This window comes from Collinsella sp. AM33-4BH, assembly GCF_003469205.1.
GTDB lineage: Bacteria > Actinomycetota > Coriobacteriia > Coriobacteriales > Coriobacteriaceae > Collinsella.
In genome coordinates, this window is record NZ_QSIN01000005.1 from 70,949 (window position 1) to 85,906 (window position 14,958).

The window sequence follows — 14,958 nt, forward strand, 5'->3', positions numbered from 1 at the left end:
AGTGGTTAGGGTGGTCATTGGCGCCAAGGCGCGTGTGGCCACCTTTTGTTTTGGGTAGTCATCGGGGACGTTCTTGAATGACTAGGTGAGAGAGGTGAGCGCATGGCGGATAACGAAGCGCTGTTTGCGCCTGAGCTGGTGTTTTTTGATTGGGAGTGTGCGACGCCGGATGAGGTGTTCGCGCGGCTTGAGGGCGAGCTTGTACCGCGTGGCTACATTGCCGACGGTTGGTTCGACGCCGTTCGCACGCGCGAGGATGCCTATCCCACGGGTCTTGCCATGCCGGCGGCAAACATTGCCATTCCGCATACCGATCCGGGGTTTGTGGCCAAGCCCTATATCGCGGTGGTGAAGCCCGCCGCGCCCGTGACATTTAACGCTATGGCTGGCATGGGCGCTCCGGTGCCGGCGCAGATCGTCATCAATCTGGGCATCGCCGAGCCGGGCGGCCAGGTCGAGGCCCTGCAGGCGCTCATGAACATCTTTATGGACGCCGATGCCGCAGCCGACGTGCTCGGCCAGACCACGTCCCAGGGCATGGTCGACGCCATCCGCCGCCACTTCTAAGGTGCCGGCTGCCAGAGCTGTCCCCTTTGCACCAAAATGGTGCAGATTAACCTGTCCCCAATGCACCAAGCGTGCCGCGGGGGCTGCGTTGTGACACAATGGCGTTTGTTCGATTCGTTATGCGAAAGGCCAACTATGGCAAATAAGAAAAAGAACCCCGCACCCGAGCCGACGCCCGAGCAGCAGGCTCGCGCCGCCTCCAGCTCTCGCAAGAAGCAGCGCAAGACCCGCGTGTCCAAGACCGTCAAGATCGTTCTGGTGGTCATCGGCGTGCTGGCAATGCTGCTTTCCGTCTCGGCCATGGCGTGCTCCGGCCTGATGTCGCAGGCAGAGGATACCTCGGGCTACAAGCTTACCGGCGGTGTAGCTGCCACTATCAACGGCACCAACCTCACCGAGGACACCGTGACCAAGCAGATCATGAGCATGCGCACGTCCTACGGCTACACCAATGACAAGGACTGGGCGCAGTACCTGGTCGACAACGACCTCACGCCCAAGAAGTACCGCAAGCAACTCATCGACTCCTACACGCAGCAGATTCTGCTTCAACAGGCACAGAAGGAGAACGGCGTGACGGTGTCGGACGAGGAGGTCGAGAAGGCTTGGAAGGACGCATGCAAGAGCGCGGGCGGTGCCAAGGCCTTTAAGAAGACCCTCAAGACCTACGGCTATACCGAGGATACCTACAAGGATTCGCTCAAGGAGAGTCTGGCGCAGCAGAAACTCAAGGATGCCGTCGCGCCCACGAGCAAGCCCAAGGACAGCGAGATCGTCGATTACATCAACGAAAACCTGTCCAGCTACAACGACGCCCGCCGCTCGTCGAACATCCTGATCAAGGTTGATTCCGACGCTTCCGACGAGAACAAGGCTGCCGCCAAGGCCAAGGCGCAGGAGTGCCTGGACAAGATCAACTCCGGTGAGCTGAGCTTTGAGGACGCCGTTGAGCAGTACTCCGAGGACACCGGTTCCAAGGAGAAGAAGGGCGATGTGGGCTGGGATAAGCTCACCACCTTTGTCGACAGCTACCAGACGGCGCTCGAGGGGCTCAACAAGGGCGACGTGAGCGAAGTCATCGAGTCGACCTATGGCTACCACATCATCAAGTGCACCGACTACTTCCATGTCGATAATCAGGTTGATGACATCAACCAGGTGCCCAAGGCCATCAAAAAGTACGTCTCCAACGTGGTGAAGACGCAAGCGGCCAGCACTGCGTACAGCGAGTGGCTGGAGCAGTACAAGAAGGATGCCGACATCACCGTCAACCCCATGCCCAAGGACGTACCCTATAACGTGAGTCTGAAGGGCGTTACCAAGAGTTCGACCGACGATTCGTCGACGACTGAGTAATCATGGGGCGGTGCTCGCGCGAGTGCCGCCCACGCTATTAGAGAGGATTTGCAGATGACCAACGAAGAGCTGCAGAAGGAAATGATCGCGGCCATGAAGGCTAAGGACAAGGTTCGCCTGTCCATCATTCGCCAGGTCAAGGCCGAGGTGAAGAATATCGAGGTTAACGAGCGCCGCGATGTGACCGAGGAAGACGTCAACAGCATGATCAAGCGTCTGATTAAGCAGACGAGCGAGACGCTGGAGATGTCCATCAAGGCCGGCACCGACCAAGAGCGTACCGACAACCTGACCGAGCAGGTCAAGATTCTGGAGAGCCTTCTGCCCGCGCAGGTTTCGGGCGAGGAGCTCGAGGCCCTGATCGAGCAGGTCATCGCCGAGCTGGGCGCCACGTCCAAGAAGCAGATGGGCCAGGTCATGGGCGCTCTGGGTAAGGCCACTGGCGGCAACTTTGATAAGCCGGCAGCAGCAAAGATCGTTGGAGCCAAACTCGCGTAATTTGTTACGCGGTTTTACCAAACCGCGTAACGGCTCGACGCTGCAAACCCGTACACACGGCAATCTGACGTTCAATTTCAAGGGCGCGACCATAAGGTCTGCGCCCTTTCATTTCACGTCACCTTGCTCGCGTGTACGGGTTTTCGCTGACTTATGCTCAACAAGGGCGGTTGTATTATTTTCGGTGCTCATTGGGCACAGACTTAAATGAGTACCCACGGGGGGTACTCATTTAAGTCTGTGCCCAATGAGTGGGCGGAAGGTTGCGGGTTCTTTACGGGGATGTAGCGTGGGCTGCGGAAACGTGGTTCTTTCCGTACAATAGTTCAACTCGTGTAAACGCAGGGAAGGGACATTCATGGCAGACATGATCGAGATCAAGCATCTCAACAAGTACTTTGGCGACCTGCATGTGCTCAAAGATATCAACCTCACCGTCAAGCGCGGCGAGAAGCTCGTAATGATCGGGCCTTCTGGTTCGGGTAAGTCGACGCTCATCCGTTGCGTCGATTATCTGGAGGAGCCTACGTCGGGCGAGGTCGTCATCGACGGTACGCCGCTCACCAAAAAGAATCACCTGGAGATGGCTCGCAAGTACAGCTCCATGGTGTTTCAGCAGTTCAACCTGTATCCCAACATGACGGTGCTCGGCAATCTGACGCTCGCGCCCATCAAGCTGCAAAAGAAGAGCAAGGAGGAGGCGACCGAGATCGCCATCGCCGCACTCAAGCGCGTCGGCATGGCGCATAAGGCCGGCGAGTATCCGCAGAATCTCTCGGGTGGTCAGCAGCAGCGCATCGCCATCGCCCGTGCCCTGTGTACCAAGCAGCCCATCATCCTGTTTGACGAGCCGACCTCGGCGCTCGACCCCGAGATGGTCCAGGAGGTTCTGGACGTTATGATTGAGCTTGCGCAGGAGGACATCACCATGATCTGCGTGACGCATGAGATGGGCTTTGCGCGCCAGGTGGCCGACCGCGTCATCTTTATGGAGGACGGCCGCATCCTGGAGGAGGGCACGCCCGAGCACTTCTTCGATAACCCCGAGAACCCGCGCTGCCGCGAGTTCCTGTCCAAGATTCTGCACTAGGCGCGGTGATGGACATGACGGATATGACGAGGGCGGCCGTGTCGCGCCGTCACTTTTTGCAGCTGGCGGGCGCCGGCATGCTCGCGCTGACGGGGACCGCGCTCACCGGTTGCGGCAACTCCACCAGCGGCGAGGGTTCCGACAAGGGATCCAAGCTTGCGGCCATCAAGTCGCGCGGCCATCTGAATGCCGGTGTCAAGAAAGATGTTCCCGGCTACGGCTATTACGACACCGCCAAAGGCCGCTTTGAGGGCATGGAAGTCGATTTGTGCTACCAGATCGCCGCCGCTGTCTTTGGCGTGAGCTACAAGGAAGCCCGTGCCCAGGAGCTTGTCGAGTTTACCGACGTAACGCCCAAGACACGCGGCCCGCTGATCGATAACGGCCAACTCGACGTGGTCGCGGCGACCTACACCATCACCGACGAGCGCAAGAAGAGCTGGGATTTCTCGACGCCGTACCGCACCGACTACGTGGGACTCATGGTCAAGAAGCGTTCGGGCTTTACCTCGATTGAGGACCTGGACGGCAAGGTCATCGGCGTGAGCCAGGGTGCCACCACGCAGGGCCTGATCGAGCAGATGATCAAGGACAACGGCTTTAGCTGTAAGCCCGAGTTTAGGGCTTTTAGTGGCTATCCCATCATCAAGAGTTCGCTCGACGCCGGCAATATCGACGTCTTTGCCATGGACCGCTCCACGCTGGCCGGTTACATGAACGAGACCGTTGAGCTGTTGCAGCCCGAGGTCAAGTTTGGCGAGCAGGGCTACGGCGTGGCGACCAAGAAGGGCTGCGACCTTTCGGCCGTGGTCGATCAGGTGATTTGCGATCGTCTGGCCGACGGCTGGCTCGACCAAGAGGTCAAGACCTGGGGTCTTGTATAGGCGCATCGTCCAAGGAAGGAATCAAATGCTCGAAGGATTATTTGACGCCGACCGTTGGTCGACGACATTTCAAAACATGGGGCCCTTCTGGGAGGGCTTTGGCGTGACGCTACAGGTGGTCGTTGCCGGTCTGCTGCTGTCGCTGGTGCTGGGCACGCTGCTGGGTGTGTTCTCTACCACCCGTTCGCGCGTGCTGCGCGCCATAAGCCGCGTGTACGTGGAGTTTTACCAGAACACCCCGTTGCCCGTGCAGGTGCTCTTTATGTACATGGCTGGTCCGCAGTTTTTGCAGGCCATAACCGGTGCCGACCAGCCGGTGCGCATCGCGCCGTTCGTGCTGGGCTTCTTGGGCGTGGGCCTGTATCACGCGGCCTACATCTCGGAGGTTATCCGCACCGGTATCGAGGCGGTTCCGCGCGGTCAGATGGAGGCGGCGCAGAGCCAGGGCTTCACCCGTGCGCAGGCGTACTGGTACATCGTGCTGCCCCAGACATTCAAGATCATTCTGCCGCCGCTGTGTAACCAGGCACTCAACCTAGTCAAGAACACGTCGGTGCTGGCGCTTGTGGCCGGCGGCGACCTTATGTACCGTTCAGACAACTTTGTGAGCCTGTACGGTTACCTGCAGGGATACATCGTCTGCTGCCTTATGTACTTCATCATCTGCTTTCCGCTCGCCATGCTGGTGCAGTGGCTCGAGCGCCGCTCCAAGGAGCGTCCGCGCGGCGTGAGCCTCGCCGAGCTGGGGCTCGACAACGTAGAGGAGGCCTAGCGCATGGAAATCTTCAACGCGACCAACCTGCTCTACATTTGGGGCGGCTTTGTTAAGACGATCGAGATCTCGGCGCTGTCGATTTTTTTCTCGCTCATCTTTGGCACGGTGCTGGCGCTCGTTAAAAGCTATGCGCCCCGCCCGTTTCGTATTTTGGTGAGTGCCTACATCGAGCTGTTCCGTTGCACGCCGAACCTGCTGTGGATCCTGTTTATCTACTTTACGGTGCAGGGTTTGGACATTGTGATTTCGACCATCGCCTTTACGCTGTTTACCAGCGCTGTTATGGCCGAGATTGTGCGCGGCGGCCTCAACTCGATTCCGCGCGGCCAGTTTGAGGCAGCGCAGAGCCAGGGCTTTGGCTTCTTTGCCACCATGCGCTACATCATTCTGCCGCAGACATTTAAGACGATCATTCCGGCGCTGTTTAGCCAGTGCACGACCGTCATCAAGGACAGCTCGTATCTTTCGGGCATTAACGTGGCCGAGCTCATGTACACGGCAAACGTCGTGATGGCCCACGCGATCGACCTGTCGCAGGTGCTTATGCTCTACGGCCTGGTGTTTGCGATGTACTTCGTGCTCAACTTTGGTATCTCGCTGCTGGTGAGGGCATATCAACGCCGCATCGTGGCCGCATAGTCCTGCTTCCCCAAGCACGGCACCTTGCCCCTCAATCGTCGCTTGCGTACATTTAGTACGCGGCGCTCCTCTTTCGGGGCAATCTGCCGCACTTGGGAAACCAGGACGGTCGTAAGTGACAAAATGGGAATCAGGAATTGCCTTTTCTCATTTGTTAGAAAGGAATCGCGATGAGCGATCTGGAGAACAAGAAGAATCCTGTGGTCATTACCATCGCGCGCGACTTTGGCGCCGAGGGCCACGAGATTGGCCGCATGCTTGCCGACGAGTTGGGGATTCCGCTGTACGATAACGAGCTGCTGGTACGTGCGTCGCTGCGCGCGGGCGAGTCGCTCGACAAGATGGCCGCCTACGACGAGCGTCTGGCCGTGGAGAACATGGCGTTCCTGCCCGACCGCTACGACGCGCGTTCGTACTCGGACAAGTTGTTCCAGAAGATGAGCCAGGTGATTTTGGACCTGGGCGAGACCGAGAGCTGCATTATCGAAGGCCGCCTGTCCGATTACCTGCTGCGTAACAACCCCAACCACATTGCCGTGTTGGTGACCGCTCCTTTTGAGGACCGCGTCGAGATTGTGCGCAAGAAGCGTGGCCTTAATAAAAAGAAGGGCGCCAAGCTGGTCAAGCAGCAGCAGAAGGCGCGCGAGGCGTTCTATAAGCGCTACAGTGCCGGAAAGTGGAAGATGACGAGCGGTAAGGACATCGTCGTCAACCGCGCCAAGCTGGGCCGCGAGGGCTGCAAAGACGTTATCGCCGCTGCCTACCGCTACAAAGTAGCGCAGCTCGAAGACTAACCGACCAAAACCACCACAAAGGGGACAGGCACCTTTGTGGTGGTTTTTGTTTTAGGCCGAGGGGAAGGCCTTGGCGGCAGTGCCTATCCTCGGCTTTTGCATAGTCTCGATCTGTAACACCAAGCCAGCGAAAATGGCTCTAACTGTTACAGATTTAGATGAACCGTTCGGCCGTCAGCCCAACGTCTTGATCTGTAACACCAGGCGGCATATTTGGTCTCTAACTGTTACAGATTGAGATGCGGCGTGGGCGGCCGGCACAATATCTCGATCTGTAACAACTGCAGGGCTCAACGGACTCCAACTGTTACAGATTGAGACAAAACGATCAGGCAAGTCCAAAACCACCACAAAGGTGCCTGTCTCCTTTGTGGTGATCTGGGGTCTGGCATAGAAAAAGTCCCCGCCGGGCGTGTGCTCGACGGGGACTTTGCCGTTTGATGGCTAGCGCTGTGGGTGATTACTCGCCCAGCAGGCTCTTGGTGATGGAAGCGGCGGCCTTCTTGCCGGCGCCCATCGCCAGAATGACCGTAGCGGCACCGGTGACGATGTCGCCGCCGGCCCAGATGCGGGGATCGGTGGTCTGGCCGGTCTCCTCGTCGGCAACGATGTAGCCCCACTTGTTGAGCTCCATCTTGCCGCCGATCTTGGCAGCGAAGGGGTTGGCGTTGGTGCCGATAGCCGAAATAGCGACGTCGCAGGGGATCTCCTCGATGGCGCCCTCGATGGGCACCGGGCGACGACGGCCGGACTCGTCGGGCTCGCCGAGCTCCATCTTCTGGACCTTGACGGCGCACACGGAGCCGTCCTCGCCAGCGACAAACTCGAGCGGGGAGACGAGCGGCAGAACCTCGACGCCCTCGGCCTTAGCATGGTGCAGCTCGGCGCGACGGCAGGGCATCTCGTCCTCGGTACGACGGTAGGCGATGATGGCGTGCTCGGCGCCCAGGCGCTTGGCGGTACGGACGGCGTCCATAGCCACGTTGCCGCCACCAAAGACGACGACGTTCTTGCCGTGCTTGGTGGGGGTGTCGTACTCGGGGAACTTGTTGGCCTTCATCAGGTTCACGCGGGTGAGGTACTCGTTAGCGAAGAAGACGTTGGGCAGGTTCTCGCCGGGGACGTTGAGGAACTTGGGCAGGCCTGCGCCGGTCGCCACGTAGATGGCGTCGAAGCCCTGCTCGAACAGCTCCTCGGCCGTGGCCATATTGCCCACGACGGAGTTGTACTCAAACTTGACGCCCATGTCCTCCAGGCCGTCAATCTCGCGCTTGACGACTGCCTTGGGCAGACGGAACTCGGGGATGCCGTAGACCAGCACGCCGCCGCCGGTGAAGAATGCCTCGAAGACGGTAACGTCAAAACCGTTACGGGCGAGCTCGCCGGCGCAGGTGATGCCGGACGGGCCGGAGCCGACGACAGCGACCTTCTTGCCGTTCTTGGGGGCCATCTTGGGCGTGGAGGCGAGCTCGGGGCGGTCGCCCAAGAAGCGCTCGAGCTGGCCGATGGCCACGGGCTCGGACTTCTTGCCACGGATGCACTTGCCCTCGCACTGGTTCTCCTGCGGGCAGACGCGGCCGCAGATGGCGGGAAGCATGGAGTCCTCGCGAATGGTATCGAGAGCGCCGCCGAAGTCCTTCGCGCGGATCTGCTCGATAAAGCGGGGAATGTTGATGTTGACGGGGCAGCCCTCAACACAGAACGGCTTCTTGCAGTTGAGGCAGCGCTCGGCCTCGGCCAGCGCCATCTCCTCGGTGAAGCCCTTGTCGACGGGGCGGAAGTCGCAGGCGCGCTCGGCAGCCGGCTCCTCGTTATCGGGGGTGCGGGGCGACTTCATATCGGCAACGAAACGACCGTTAACTAGTGGCATGCGCAGCTCTTTTCCTCATAGGCCTTGAGGGACTCGCCCTCTTCGGAACGGTAAGCGGCCTGGCGGGCACGAAGGTCATCCCAGTCGACCAGGGTGGCATCGAAGTCGGGGCCGTCGACGCAAGCGAACTTGGTCACGCCGCCCACCTCGACGCGGCAGCAGCCGCACATGCCGGTTCCGTCAACCATGATGGGGTTGAGCGACGCGGTGATGGGGGTGTCGTACTTCTGGGCGGTGAGGGTCGAGAACTTCATCATCGGAACGGGGCCGACGCAGAAGACCTGGCTCACGGCCTTGTCCTGCAGCAGGCGCTCCAGCGGAGCGGTGACAACGCCCTGCTCGCCGTAGGAGCCGTCGTCGGTGGTGATGTGGATGTGGTCCTCGTCGAGGAGCTCGCGGAACTGGTCCTCCATGAGCAGGAGGTCCTTGGTGCGGGCGCCCATGATGGCGTGCACCTCGTGACCGGTCTCGACCAGGTGCTTGGCGACCGGGAAGGCAATTGCCAGGCCGACGCCGCCGCCAATGACGGCGCAGGGGCCCTCGGCCATCTCGGTGGGAACGCCCAGCGGGCCCACGACGTCGCGCAGCGACTTGCCGGCCTCGTAGGTGGAAAGCATCTCGGTGGTCTTGCCGATCACCATGAAGATGAACTCGACCCAGCCCTCGTCACCGTTCCAGCCGGCCAGGGTAAACGGGACACGCTCGCCCGTCTCGTTGGCGCGAACCATGAGGAACTGTCCAGCGTGCGCATGTTTGGCGATTGCGGGCGCCTCGATGCGGAACTTGAACACCTTCTCCGAGAACTGCGTCTTCTCCAGGATCTTATACATAGAACCCCTCTCTTGTTAGGGCCGCCGAACCGTGCCTCCACGGAAATGGACGGTAGCCCGAGTAAAACCGTACGCGCACAGGCGTTGTGCAGACATACGGTGCAAATTATACCCTCATGGACATGCTGTTTACGTGTGTCTTCGGCGGTTGGGAAAAGGGTTTATCCACTTCGACCTACCAAATAGGGATAGGTTTATTTTGGTCGGTTTTATCAGGCAAAACGGCAAAGGGGGCCGGCCTCGGGTTGTGATGAGGCCGGCCCCCTTTGGGGTGTTATGCGTGTATGGCGGCGCGGGGTTTATTGCGATGCGGCCACCGGGGCGTTTCCGCAGATAAAACCTGCCAAAATAAACATCCCTAAACGGTAGGTTTTAGTGCTTGCCGTTGGCGGAGGCGGCGCCGTTGACGTGGTCGCGGGCGTAGATTACGCCGTGCACGATGGCCAGACCGGCGGCGTCGGCGGCGCGGGCGCAGGTGTCCTGGAAGGCCTCGGCCTCGCGGGCGCGCAGCTGCTTGAGCACATAGTCTGCCACGGCCATCTTGCCGGGAGGGTTGCCGATGCCGGTGCGGATACGGCTAAAGTCGCGGCTGCCCATCTTGTCGATGATGGAGCGCAGGCCGTTGTGGCCGGCGTGGCCACCGCCCACCTTGACGCGCACGTCACCGGCGGGGATGTCGAGCTCGTCGTGGATGACGAGCAGCTCCTCGGCCTTGATCTTGTACTCGCGGCAGAGCTTGGAGATGGGGCCACCCGAGGTATTCATATACGACTGCGGCTTGACCAGCACGATCTGGCGCTTGCCACCCTCTTCCTCGGGATCGTTGATGTTGATGAGTGCGACCTCGGCGCCGGCCTGGTTTTTCCAGTACGTGACGCCGGCCTGACGGGCCAGCTCGTCAATCGCCTTAAAGCCGGCGTTGTGGCGGGTCTCGGCATATTCCTCGCCCGGGTTGCCAAGCCCGGCAACCATGCGAATCTTAAGCGGCTGTGCAGCTGCCATGTTCATCCTTTCGTTGATTTGTCGCCTGCTATGGTGAGCGACCCTGTTGCCGCTGTCAAATGGGGGGTAATTGAGGGCGTTTGGGGGCGTTTGGACGGCCGTCGAAATCCGAGGTGGACAGTTAGTTCAGATACGTATAAGTTCTGAGGACTCGAATTACTCAATTCAATGCCGATACGTTGTTTTGGAGCTTTAGTTAGTCCATATGGCGCTGTTTTGAAGTCTACCCTGCCTTCAAATAGGGCGAATGGTATAGAGATAGCTGCAAAACAGTCTAATTCAATGCGTCCATTTATACGTATTTGAACTAACTGCCCAGCCCTGCTCGACGGCGCACGGGTGATTCGCCGTTTAGACCGGCGCGAGGCCGGTTCCGGCCCGCAGAGCGTTGAGCCAAGCGGCCTGTCGCTTGCGATAGCCCTTGATACGGTACCGGAATCGGACTCCTGCGAGTCGATGCATCGTTTGGGCGAAGGCTTCGAGTGCAACAAGGTCTTTCATTTGGTCGCGATTGATAACCAGGACGTGGATGCCCATGGCCTTGAGGCCATTATTTCGATTGCCATCGTGGATGCGAGCGTTTTGAAGCTCATGCCCAATTCCGTTGTATTCGTTGTCGACTCCGGCTGCCGGGCAATATAGGTCGCAGATGGCATAGGGGATGCCCGAGGACATGTTGACCGCAAGAGTATCGAAGTCGATTCGATGGTTGAGTTGCAGGCCTCCCATGGGCAGGCTGCAACATCCGAATCCGCCAAAGCGCATGGGCGCTCCGAGAACGGCAAACATTAGGGATTCGGCTGGGGATGCGGATCCAGCCCGGGCGAGTTTGACTGCCGTGCGAAACGAGGCGTATGAGCTACTTTTGGCGAACCGTGCGACCGCCTCGAGCTCTTCGATGGTCGTGGCGGGCTTGCATTTGTAGTGCGCCTGTTCATAGCGGGTTTCGTTCTGTTGTTCGGCCGCTGACTGGTTGCCCAGGCAATCAAGATCGCCCGTCGCTTCGTAGCCATCGCCCTTGGGCCAGATGTCGTCATGGGCAATGGGGTATGTTGCCCCGGGAGGAAGGGAGTAAGTTCCGACCAGTTCCATGAGAAGCATCAAGGTTTTGGCGACTGATTCATTTTTAGAACAAAGCATGGCTGTCATGGCAGGAGACGTTGCGTAGATGTCGGCCTCGACGTGCATAATTGCACCTTCAGGAAGCGGAGCGGAGAGAATATGCTGAAGAAGTCGCTTGTCGGGGCGTCGGTTGCCTTCGTTTGAAACGAGAAGATCGAGCAGCTCGGAATCATCTTCATTCCAGGCGTCGAGTATCGAAAGTGCGCCAAAGTCTATCGCGTCATTATTGGGAATGCAGCTAGCCAAGGCCTGTGCTTGCTGTTCACTATCAATGGAGCTCCAGGGTAGGGCAGAGTACGCCCGTCGTGCGCGACGAATTGCGCGGAGGGCGGAGAAATGTGAAATCACGGTCGTCATAGCTATAACGTACTAAGTTGGCGGCAGAATGCGACCGCCATACCGTTCTTTTCGCTCAGCGGGGTGCTGGGCGCCATGAACGGCCGGGTGTTAGGAAATCGGTGGAATCGGTTGAGGGGATTGCAGGAAATTGAGCTCTGCCGAGAAGGTTGACGATGGCTACTGGACAGTTAGTTCAGATACGTATAAGGCGGCGGGCGTTCGAGGTGTTTCTAAGGGCCTTTGAGGGCGATTTGAGGGTAAATATGCGGAGGTTGTACTCGAAAACGATGAGCTTTGGGCGGCATGGCATCCGCCGGGGAGCTCAGAAGGCTCCGAACGGCCCTTTGGGGCTTTAAAAAAATACGTATCTGAACTAATTGTCCAGGGAAGGTTGGCGAGGGATAGAAAAAGGGTCGGAAGCGAGCTTCCGACCCTTTAAAAGCATCAAAGATGATGCGATGCGCGGCAGACTACAGCGCGAAGTCGCCGCCGACGAGCGTGGAGACGGGCTCCTCGTGGTAAACGGCGGAAATGGCCTGGGCGAACTCCTCGGCGACCGAGATGGTCTTGATCTTGCCGCCGACCTCGACGGGAATGGCGTCGGTGACGACGCACTCGACGATGGGGGCGTCGTTCAGACGCTCGATGGCAGGACCGGAGAAGATGCCGTGGGTGGCGCAGACGTAGATGTCGCCGGCGCCCATAGCCTTGAGCTCCTTGACGTTGGCGCACAGGGTGCCAGCGGTGTCGATCATGTCGTCGTTGATGATGCAGGTCTTGCCCTTGATGTCACCGATGATGCCCATGACCTCGGCGGCGTTGTGGCGCGGACGGCCCTTGTGGGCGATGGCCAGGTCGCAGCCGAGCATGTCGGACAGCTTCTTGGCGGCCTTGGCGCGACCCACGTCGGGGGAGACGACAACCAGGTTGTCGGTGTCGAAGTGCATGTCGTTGTAGTACTGGCCAAACAGCGGCAGTGCGGACAGGTGGTTAACCGGGATATCGAAGAAGCCCTGGATCTGGCCTTGGTGCAGGTCGAGGGTGATGATGCGGTTGACGCCGGCGCGCTCGAGCAGGTTGGCGACGAGGCGGGCGGTGATGGGCTCGCGCGGGCCGGCCTTGCGGTCCTGGCGGGCATAGCCGTAGTGGGTGATAACGGCGGTGATGGAGCGGGCGGATGCGCGCTTGGCAGCGTCGGTGGCGATGAGCAGCTCCATGAGCATGTCGTTGACGTTGCCGCCGGCCACGGACTGAATCAGGAAGACGTCGGCGCCGCGGACGGTCTCGTCGTAGCGGGCGTAAATCTCACCATTGGCGAACTGCTTTAGCGTAAGGCCCGAAAGCTCGACCCCAAGGTACTCAGCAATCTTCTGAGCGAGGGGACGGTTGGAGGAACCGGAATACACGCGGATGGACTTGCGCATATTCTCCGACTTCTCGGGATCATTAATCGGCATTACCCTTCTCCTTTATACATCGAATGCCATATAGATGCCTTGTTGCATTGTAACCGCGCGGCGGGGTTTATCGGGTCCTGATAACGTCTTTACCGCCAACGGACACGAACCGACCACTCATCCGGTTGCGCAGGTCACGATAGAAAAAGGAGCCGCCCCCATGGAGCAGCTCCTTTTGTGCTTGGTAAAACGTTATACCTCGTCGTCCTCGTGCAGGCGGCGGCGGTAATCGGCGGCCCAGCCCTCAATATTTACCTGACGGGCGCGGCCCAGACCGAGCGCGTCTGCCGGGACCGGCTCGGTGATGACGGAGCCAGCGGCCACGAGCGCGCCGTCGCCGATCTGGGCGGGCGCGACCATCATGGTGTCGGAGCCAATGAAGGCGTCCTTGCCGATGACGGTCTTGTGCTTGTGCACGCCATCGTAGTTGCAGGTGATGGAGCCCGCGCCCACGTTGACGCCGGAGCCCATGGTGGTGTCGCCGATGTAGGACAGGTGCGGCACCTTTGAGCCCTCGCCGATCGTGGACTTCTTGATCTCCACGTGCGTGCCGGCCTTGGATCCGTCGAGCATGTGGGTGCCCGGGCGCAGGTAGGCGCGCGGGCCGCAGTCGACGCCGTTCTCGATGACGGCCTCGATGGCGATGGTCTCGTCGATGACGCAGCCGCTGCCGACGGTGGTGTCGGTGAGGCGGCTGTTGGGGCCGAGCTGGCACTCCTCGCCCACGGTGACGTGGCCGATCAGGTGCGTCTGCGGCCACACGACGGTATCGCGGCCGATAACGGCATCGGGGCCGATCCAGGCCTGCGTGGGGTCGATGAAGGTAACGCCCTCGGCCATCCAGTGCTCGTTGATGCGGTCGCGCGCGATGGCGGTGAGCTGTGCGAGCTGGATGCGGCTGTTGACGCCCAGGCCGTCGCGGTAGTCGTCGCAGTGGAAGATGGAGACAGCCTGGCCGTGGCCCTTGAGGATCTCGAGCATGTCGGGCAGATAGTACTCGGACTGCGCGTTGTCGTTGCCGATCTCGTTAATGTGGGCGGCGAGCTGCGCGCCGTCAAAGGCGTAGCAGCCGGCGTTGCACTCCAGCAGCGTGGCGGCCTGCTCGGGCGTGCAGTCCTTCTGCTCGATGATGCGCTCGATCTGACCATCGGCGCCCAGCTTGATGCGGCCGTAGCCGAAAGGATCGGGCGGGGTCATGGTCATGACGGTGCAGGCGAGCTCGCCGGTGGCGACGGTTTGCGCGAACTTGGCGACGGTGTCGGCGGTGATGAGCGGCAGGTCGCCGTTGAGCACCACGACGGGGCCTTGCGTGATGCCACAGGCCTCGAGTGCGACCTTCACGGCGTGACCGGTGCCCAGACGCTCGGTCTGCTCGACGCACTCGACCTTGGTGGCGCTGTTGGCGTAGGCGCCGTCGATGAGGGCGCGCATCTCGTCGGCGTGGCTGCCGATGACAACCACGACGCGGCTGCAGCCGGCCTTGATGGTAGCGTCGACGATCCACTGGACCATGGGCTTACCCAGGATCTTGTGCGAAACCTTGCAGTGGTTCGACTTCATGCGGGTGCCCTCGCCGGCAGCGAGGATAATTGCGGTTGCGTCCATGTGATCTCCTGTTACGTTATAGAGACGTGTGTTTGGAAACGATACACGGCGCAATATGATACCGCAGGCATATGACGAGCGCGTAACGATTGGTTTGCGGCGGTTGAGGCTTGCGCCGCCGGCGTGGCGT

Annotated in this window: 14 protein-coding genes; 8 read left to right on the forward strand and 6 right to left on the reverse strand. The window is 60.0% G+C overall.

Going from position 1 to position 14,958, the window contains the following annotated elements; translation table 11 throughout:
- The first annotated feature begins 102 nt into the window (after window positions 1–102).
- The 8 genes from DW821_RS05145 to DW821_RS05180 all read left to right on the forward strand — a co-directional run bounded on the left by DW821_RS05145 (window position 103) and on the right by DW821_RS05180 (window position 6,603).
- On the forward strand, window positions 103–567 hold the full coding sequence (locus tag DW821_RS05145; RefSeq protein WP_117564041.1) for a PTS sugar transporter subunit IIA: 465 nt from the start codon (window positions 103–105) through the stop codon (window positions 565–567).
- A gap of 135 nt (window positions 568–702) precedes the next feature.
- Entirely contained in the window at window positions 703–1,923 is a 1,221-nt protein-coding gene (locus tag DW821_RS05150) for a peptidylprolyl isomerase (protein WP_117637145.1), read from the forward strand.
- Window positions 1,924–1,977: 54 nt separating this feature from the next.
- Window positions 1,978–2,421 (forward strand): GatB/YqeY domain-containing protein, encoded by a 444-nt coding sequence (locus tag DW821_RS05155; protein ID WP_006235801.1) that lies wholly within the window; start codon window positions 1,978–1,980, stop codon window positions 2,419–2,421.
- A gap of 358 nt (window positions 2,422–2,779) precedes the next feature.
- Window positions 2,780–3,511, forward strand: a complete 732-nt coding sequence (locus DW821_RS05160) for an amino acid ABC transporter ATP-binding protein (RefSeq protein WP_022094215.1) — start codon at window positions 2,780–2,782, stop codon at window positions 3,509–3,511.
- Window positions 3,512–3,519: 8 nt separating this feature from the next.
- Window positions 3,520–4,395: a transporter substrate-binding domain-containing protein gene (locus DW821_RS05165; RefSeq protein WP_082435536.1), complete on the forward strand. Its 876-nt coding sequence runs from the start codon at window positions 3,520–3,522 to the stop codon at window positions 4,393–4,395.
- Window positions 4,396–4,420: 25 nt separating this feature from the next.
- A complete protein-coding gene (locus tag DW821_RS05170; RefSeq protein ID WP_035136546.1) occupies window positions 4,421–5,167 on the forward strand; it encodes an amino acid ABC transporter permease in 747 nt (248 codons plus the stop codon).
- A 3-nt stretch (window positions 5,168–5,170) separates the two neighbouring features.
- Window positions 5,171–5,809: an amino acid ABC transporter permease gene (locus tag DW821_RS05175; RefSeq protein ID WP_055285379.1), complete on the forward strand. Its 639-nt coding sequence runs from the start codon at window positions 5,171–5,173 to the stop codon at window positions 5,807–5,809.
- A 170-nt stretch (window positions 5,810–5,979) separates the two neighbouring features.
- Window positions 5,980–6,603, forward strand: a complete 624-nt coding sequence (locus tag DW821_RS05180) for an AAA family ATPase (protein ID WP_055285378.1) — start codon at window positions 5,980–5,982, stop codon at window positions 6,601–6,603.
- Between the two features lie 460 nt (window positions 6,604–7,063).
- On the opposite strand, the gene gltA is transcribed toward DW821_RS05180, so the two are convergent.
- The 6 genes from gltA to glmU form a co-directional block, all read right to left on the reverse strand.
- Window positions 7,064–8,473, reverse strand: coding sequence for an NADPH-dependent glutamate synthase (gltA, locus tag DW821_RS05185; RefSeq protein WP_089572633.1), 1,410 nt, complete (start codon window positions 8,471–8,473; stop codon window positions 7,064–7,066).
- Window positions 8,464–9,303, reverse strand: coding sequence for a sulfide/dihydroorotate dehydrogenase-like FAD/NAD-binding protein (locus DW821_RS05190; RefSeq protein WP_118065910.1), 840 nt, complete (start codon window positions 9,301–9,303; stop codon window positions 8,464–8,466). The genes gltA and DW821_RS05190 overlap by 10 nt, the downstream gene beginning before the upstream one ends.
- A gap of 372 nt (window positions 9,304–9,675) precedes the next feature.
- Window positions 9,676–10,305, reverse strand: a complete 630-nt coding sequence (gene pth / locus DW821_RS05195) for an aminoacyl-tRNA hydrolase (RefSeq protein WP_197032170.1) — start codon at window positions 10,303–10,305, stop codon at window positions 9,676–9,678.
- A gap of 351 nt (window positions 10,306–10,656) precedes the next feature.
- Window positions 10,657–11,673 (reverse strand): endonuclease domain-containing protein, encoded by a 1,017-nt coding sequence (locus tag DW821_RS05200; protein ID WP_233545878.1) that lies wholly within the window; start codon window positions 11,671–11,673, stop codon window positions 10,657–10,659.
- 563 nt (window positions 11,674–12,236) lie between these two features.
- Window positions 12,237–13,223: a ribose-phosphate pyrophosphokinase gene (locus DW821_RS05210; RefSeq protein WP_089573682.1), complete on the reverse strand. Its 987-nt coding sequence runs from the start codon at window positions 13,221–13,223 to the stop codon at window positions 12,237–12,239.
- A 192-nt stretch (window positions 13,224–13,415) separates the two neighbouring features.
- Window positions 13,416–14,828, reverse strand: coding sequence for a bifunctional UDP-N-acetylglucosamine diphosphorylase/glucosamine-1-phosphate N-acetyltransferase GlmU (gene glmU, locus DW821_RS05215; RefSeq protein ID WP_117637148.1), 1,413 nt, complete (start codon window positions 14,826–14,828; stop codon window positions 13,416–13,418).
- Between the last annotated feature and the right edge of the window lie 130 nt (window positions 14,829–14,958).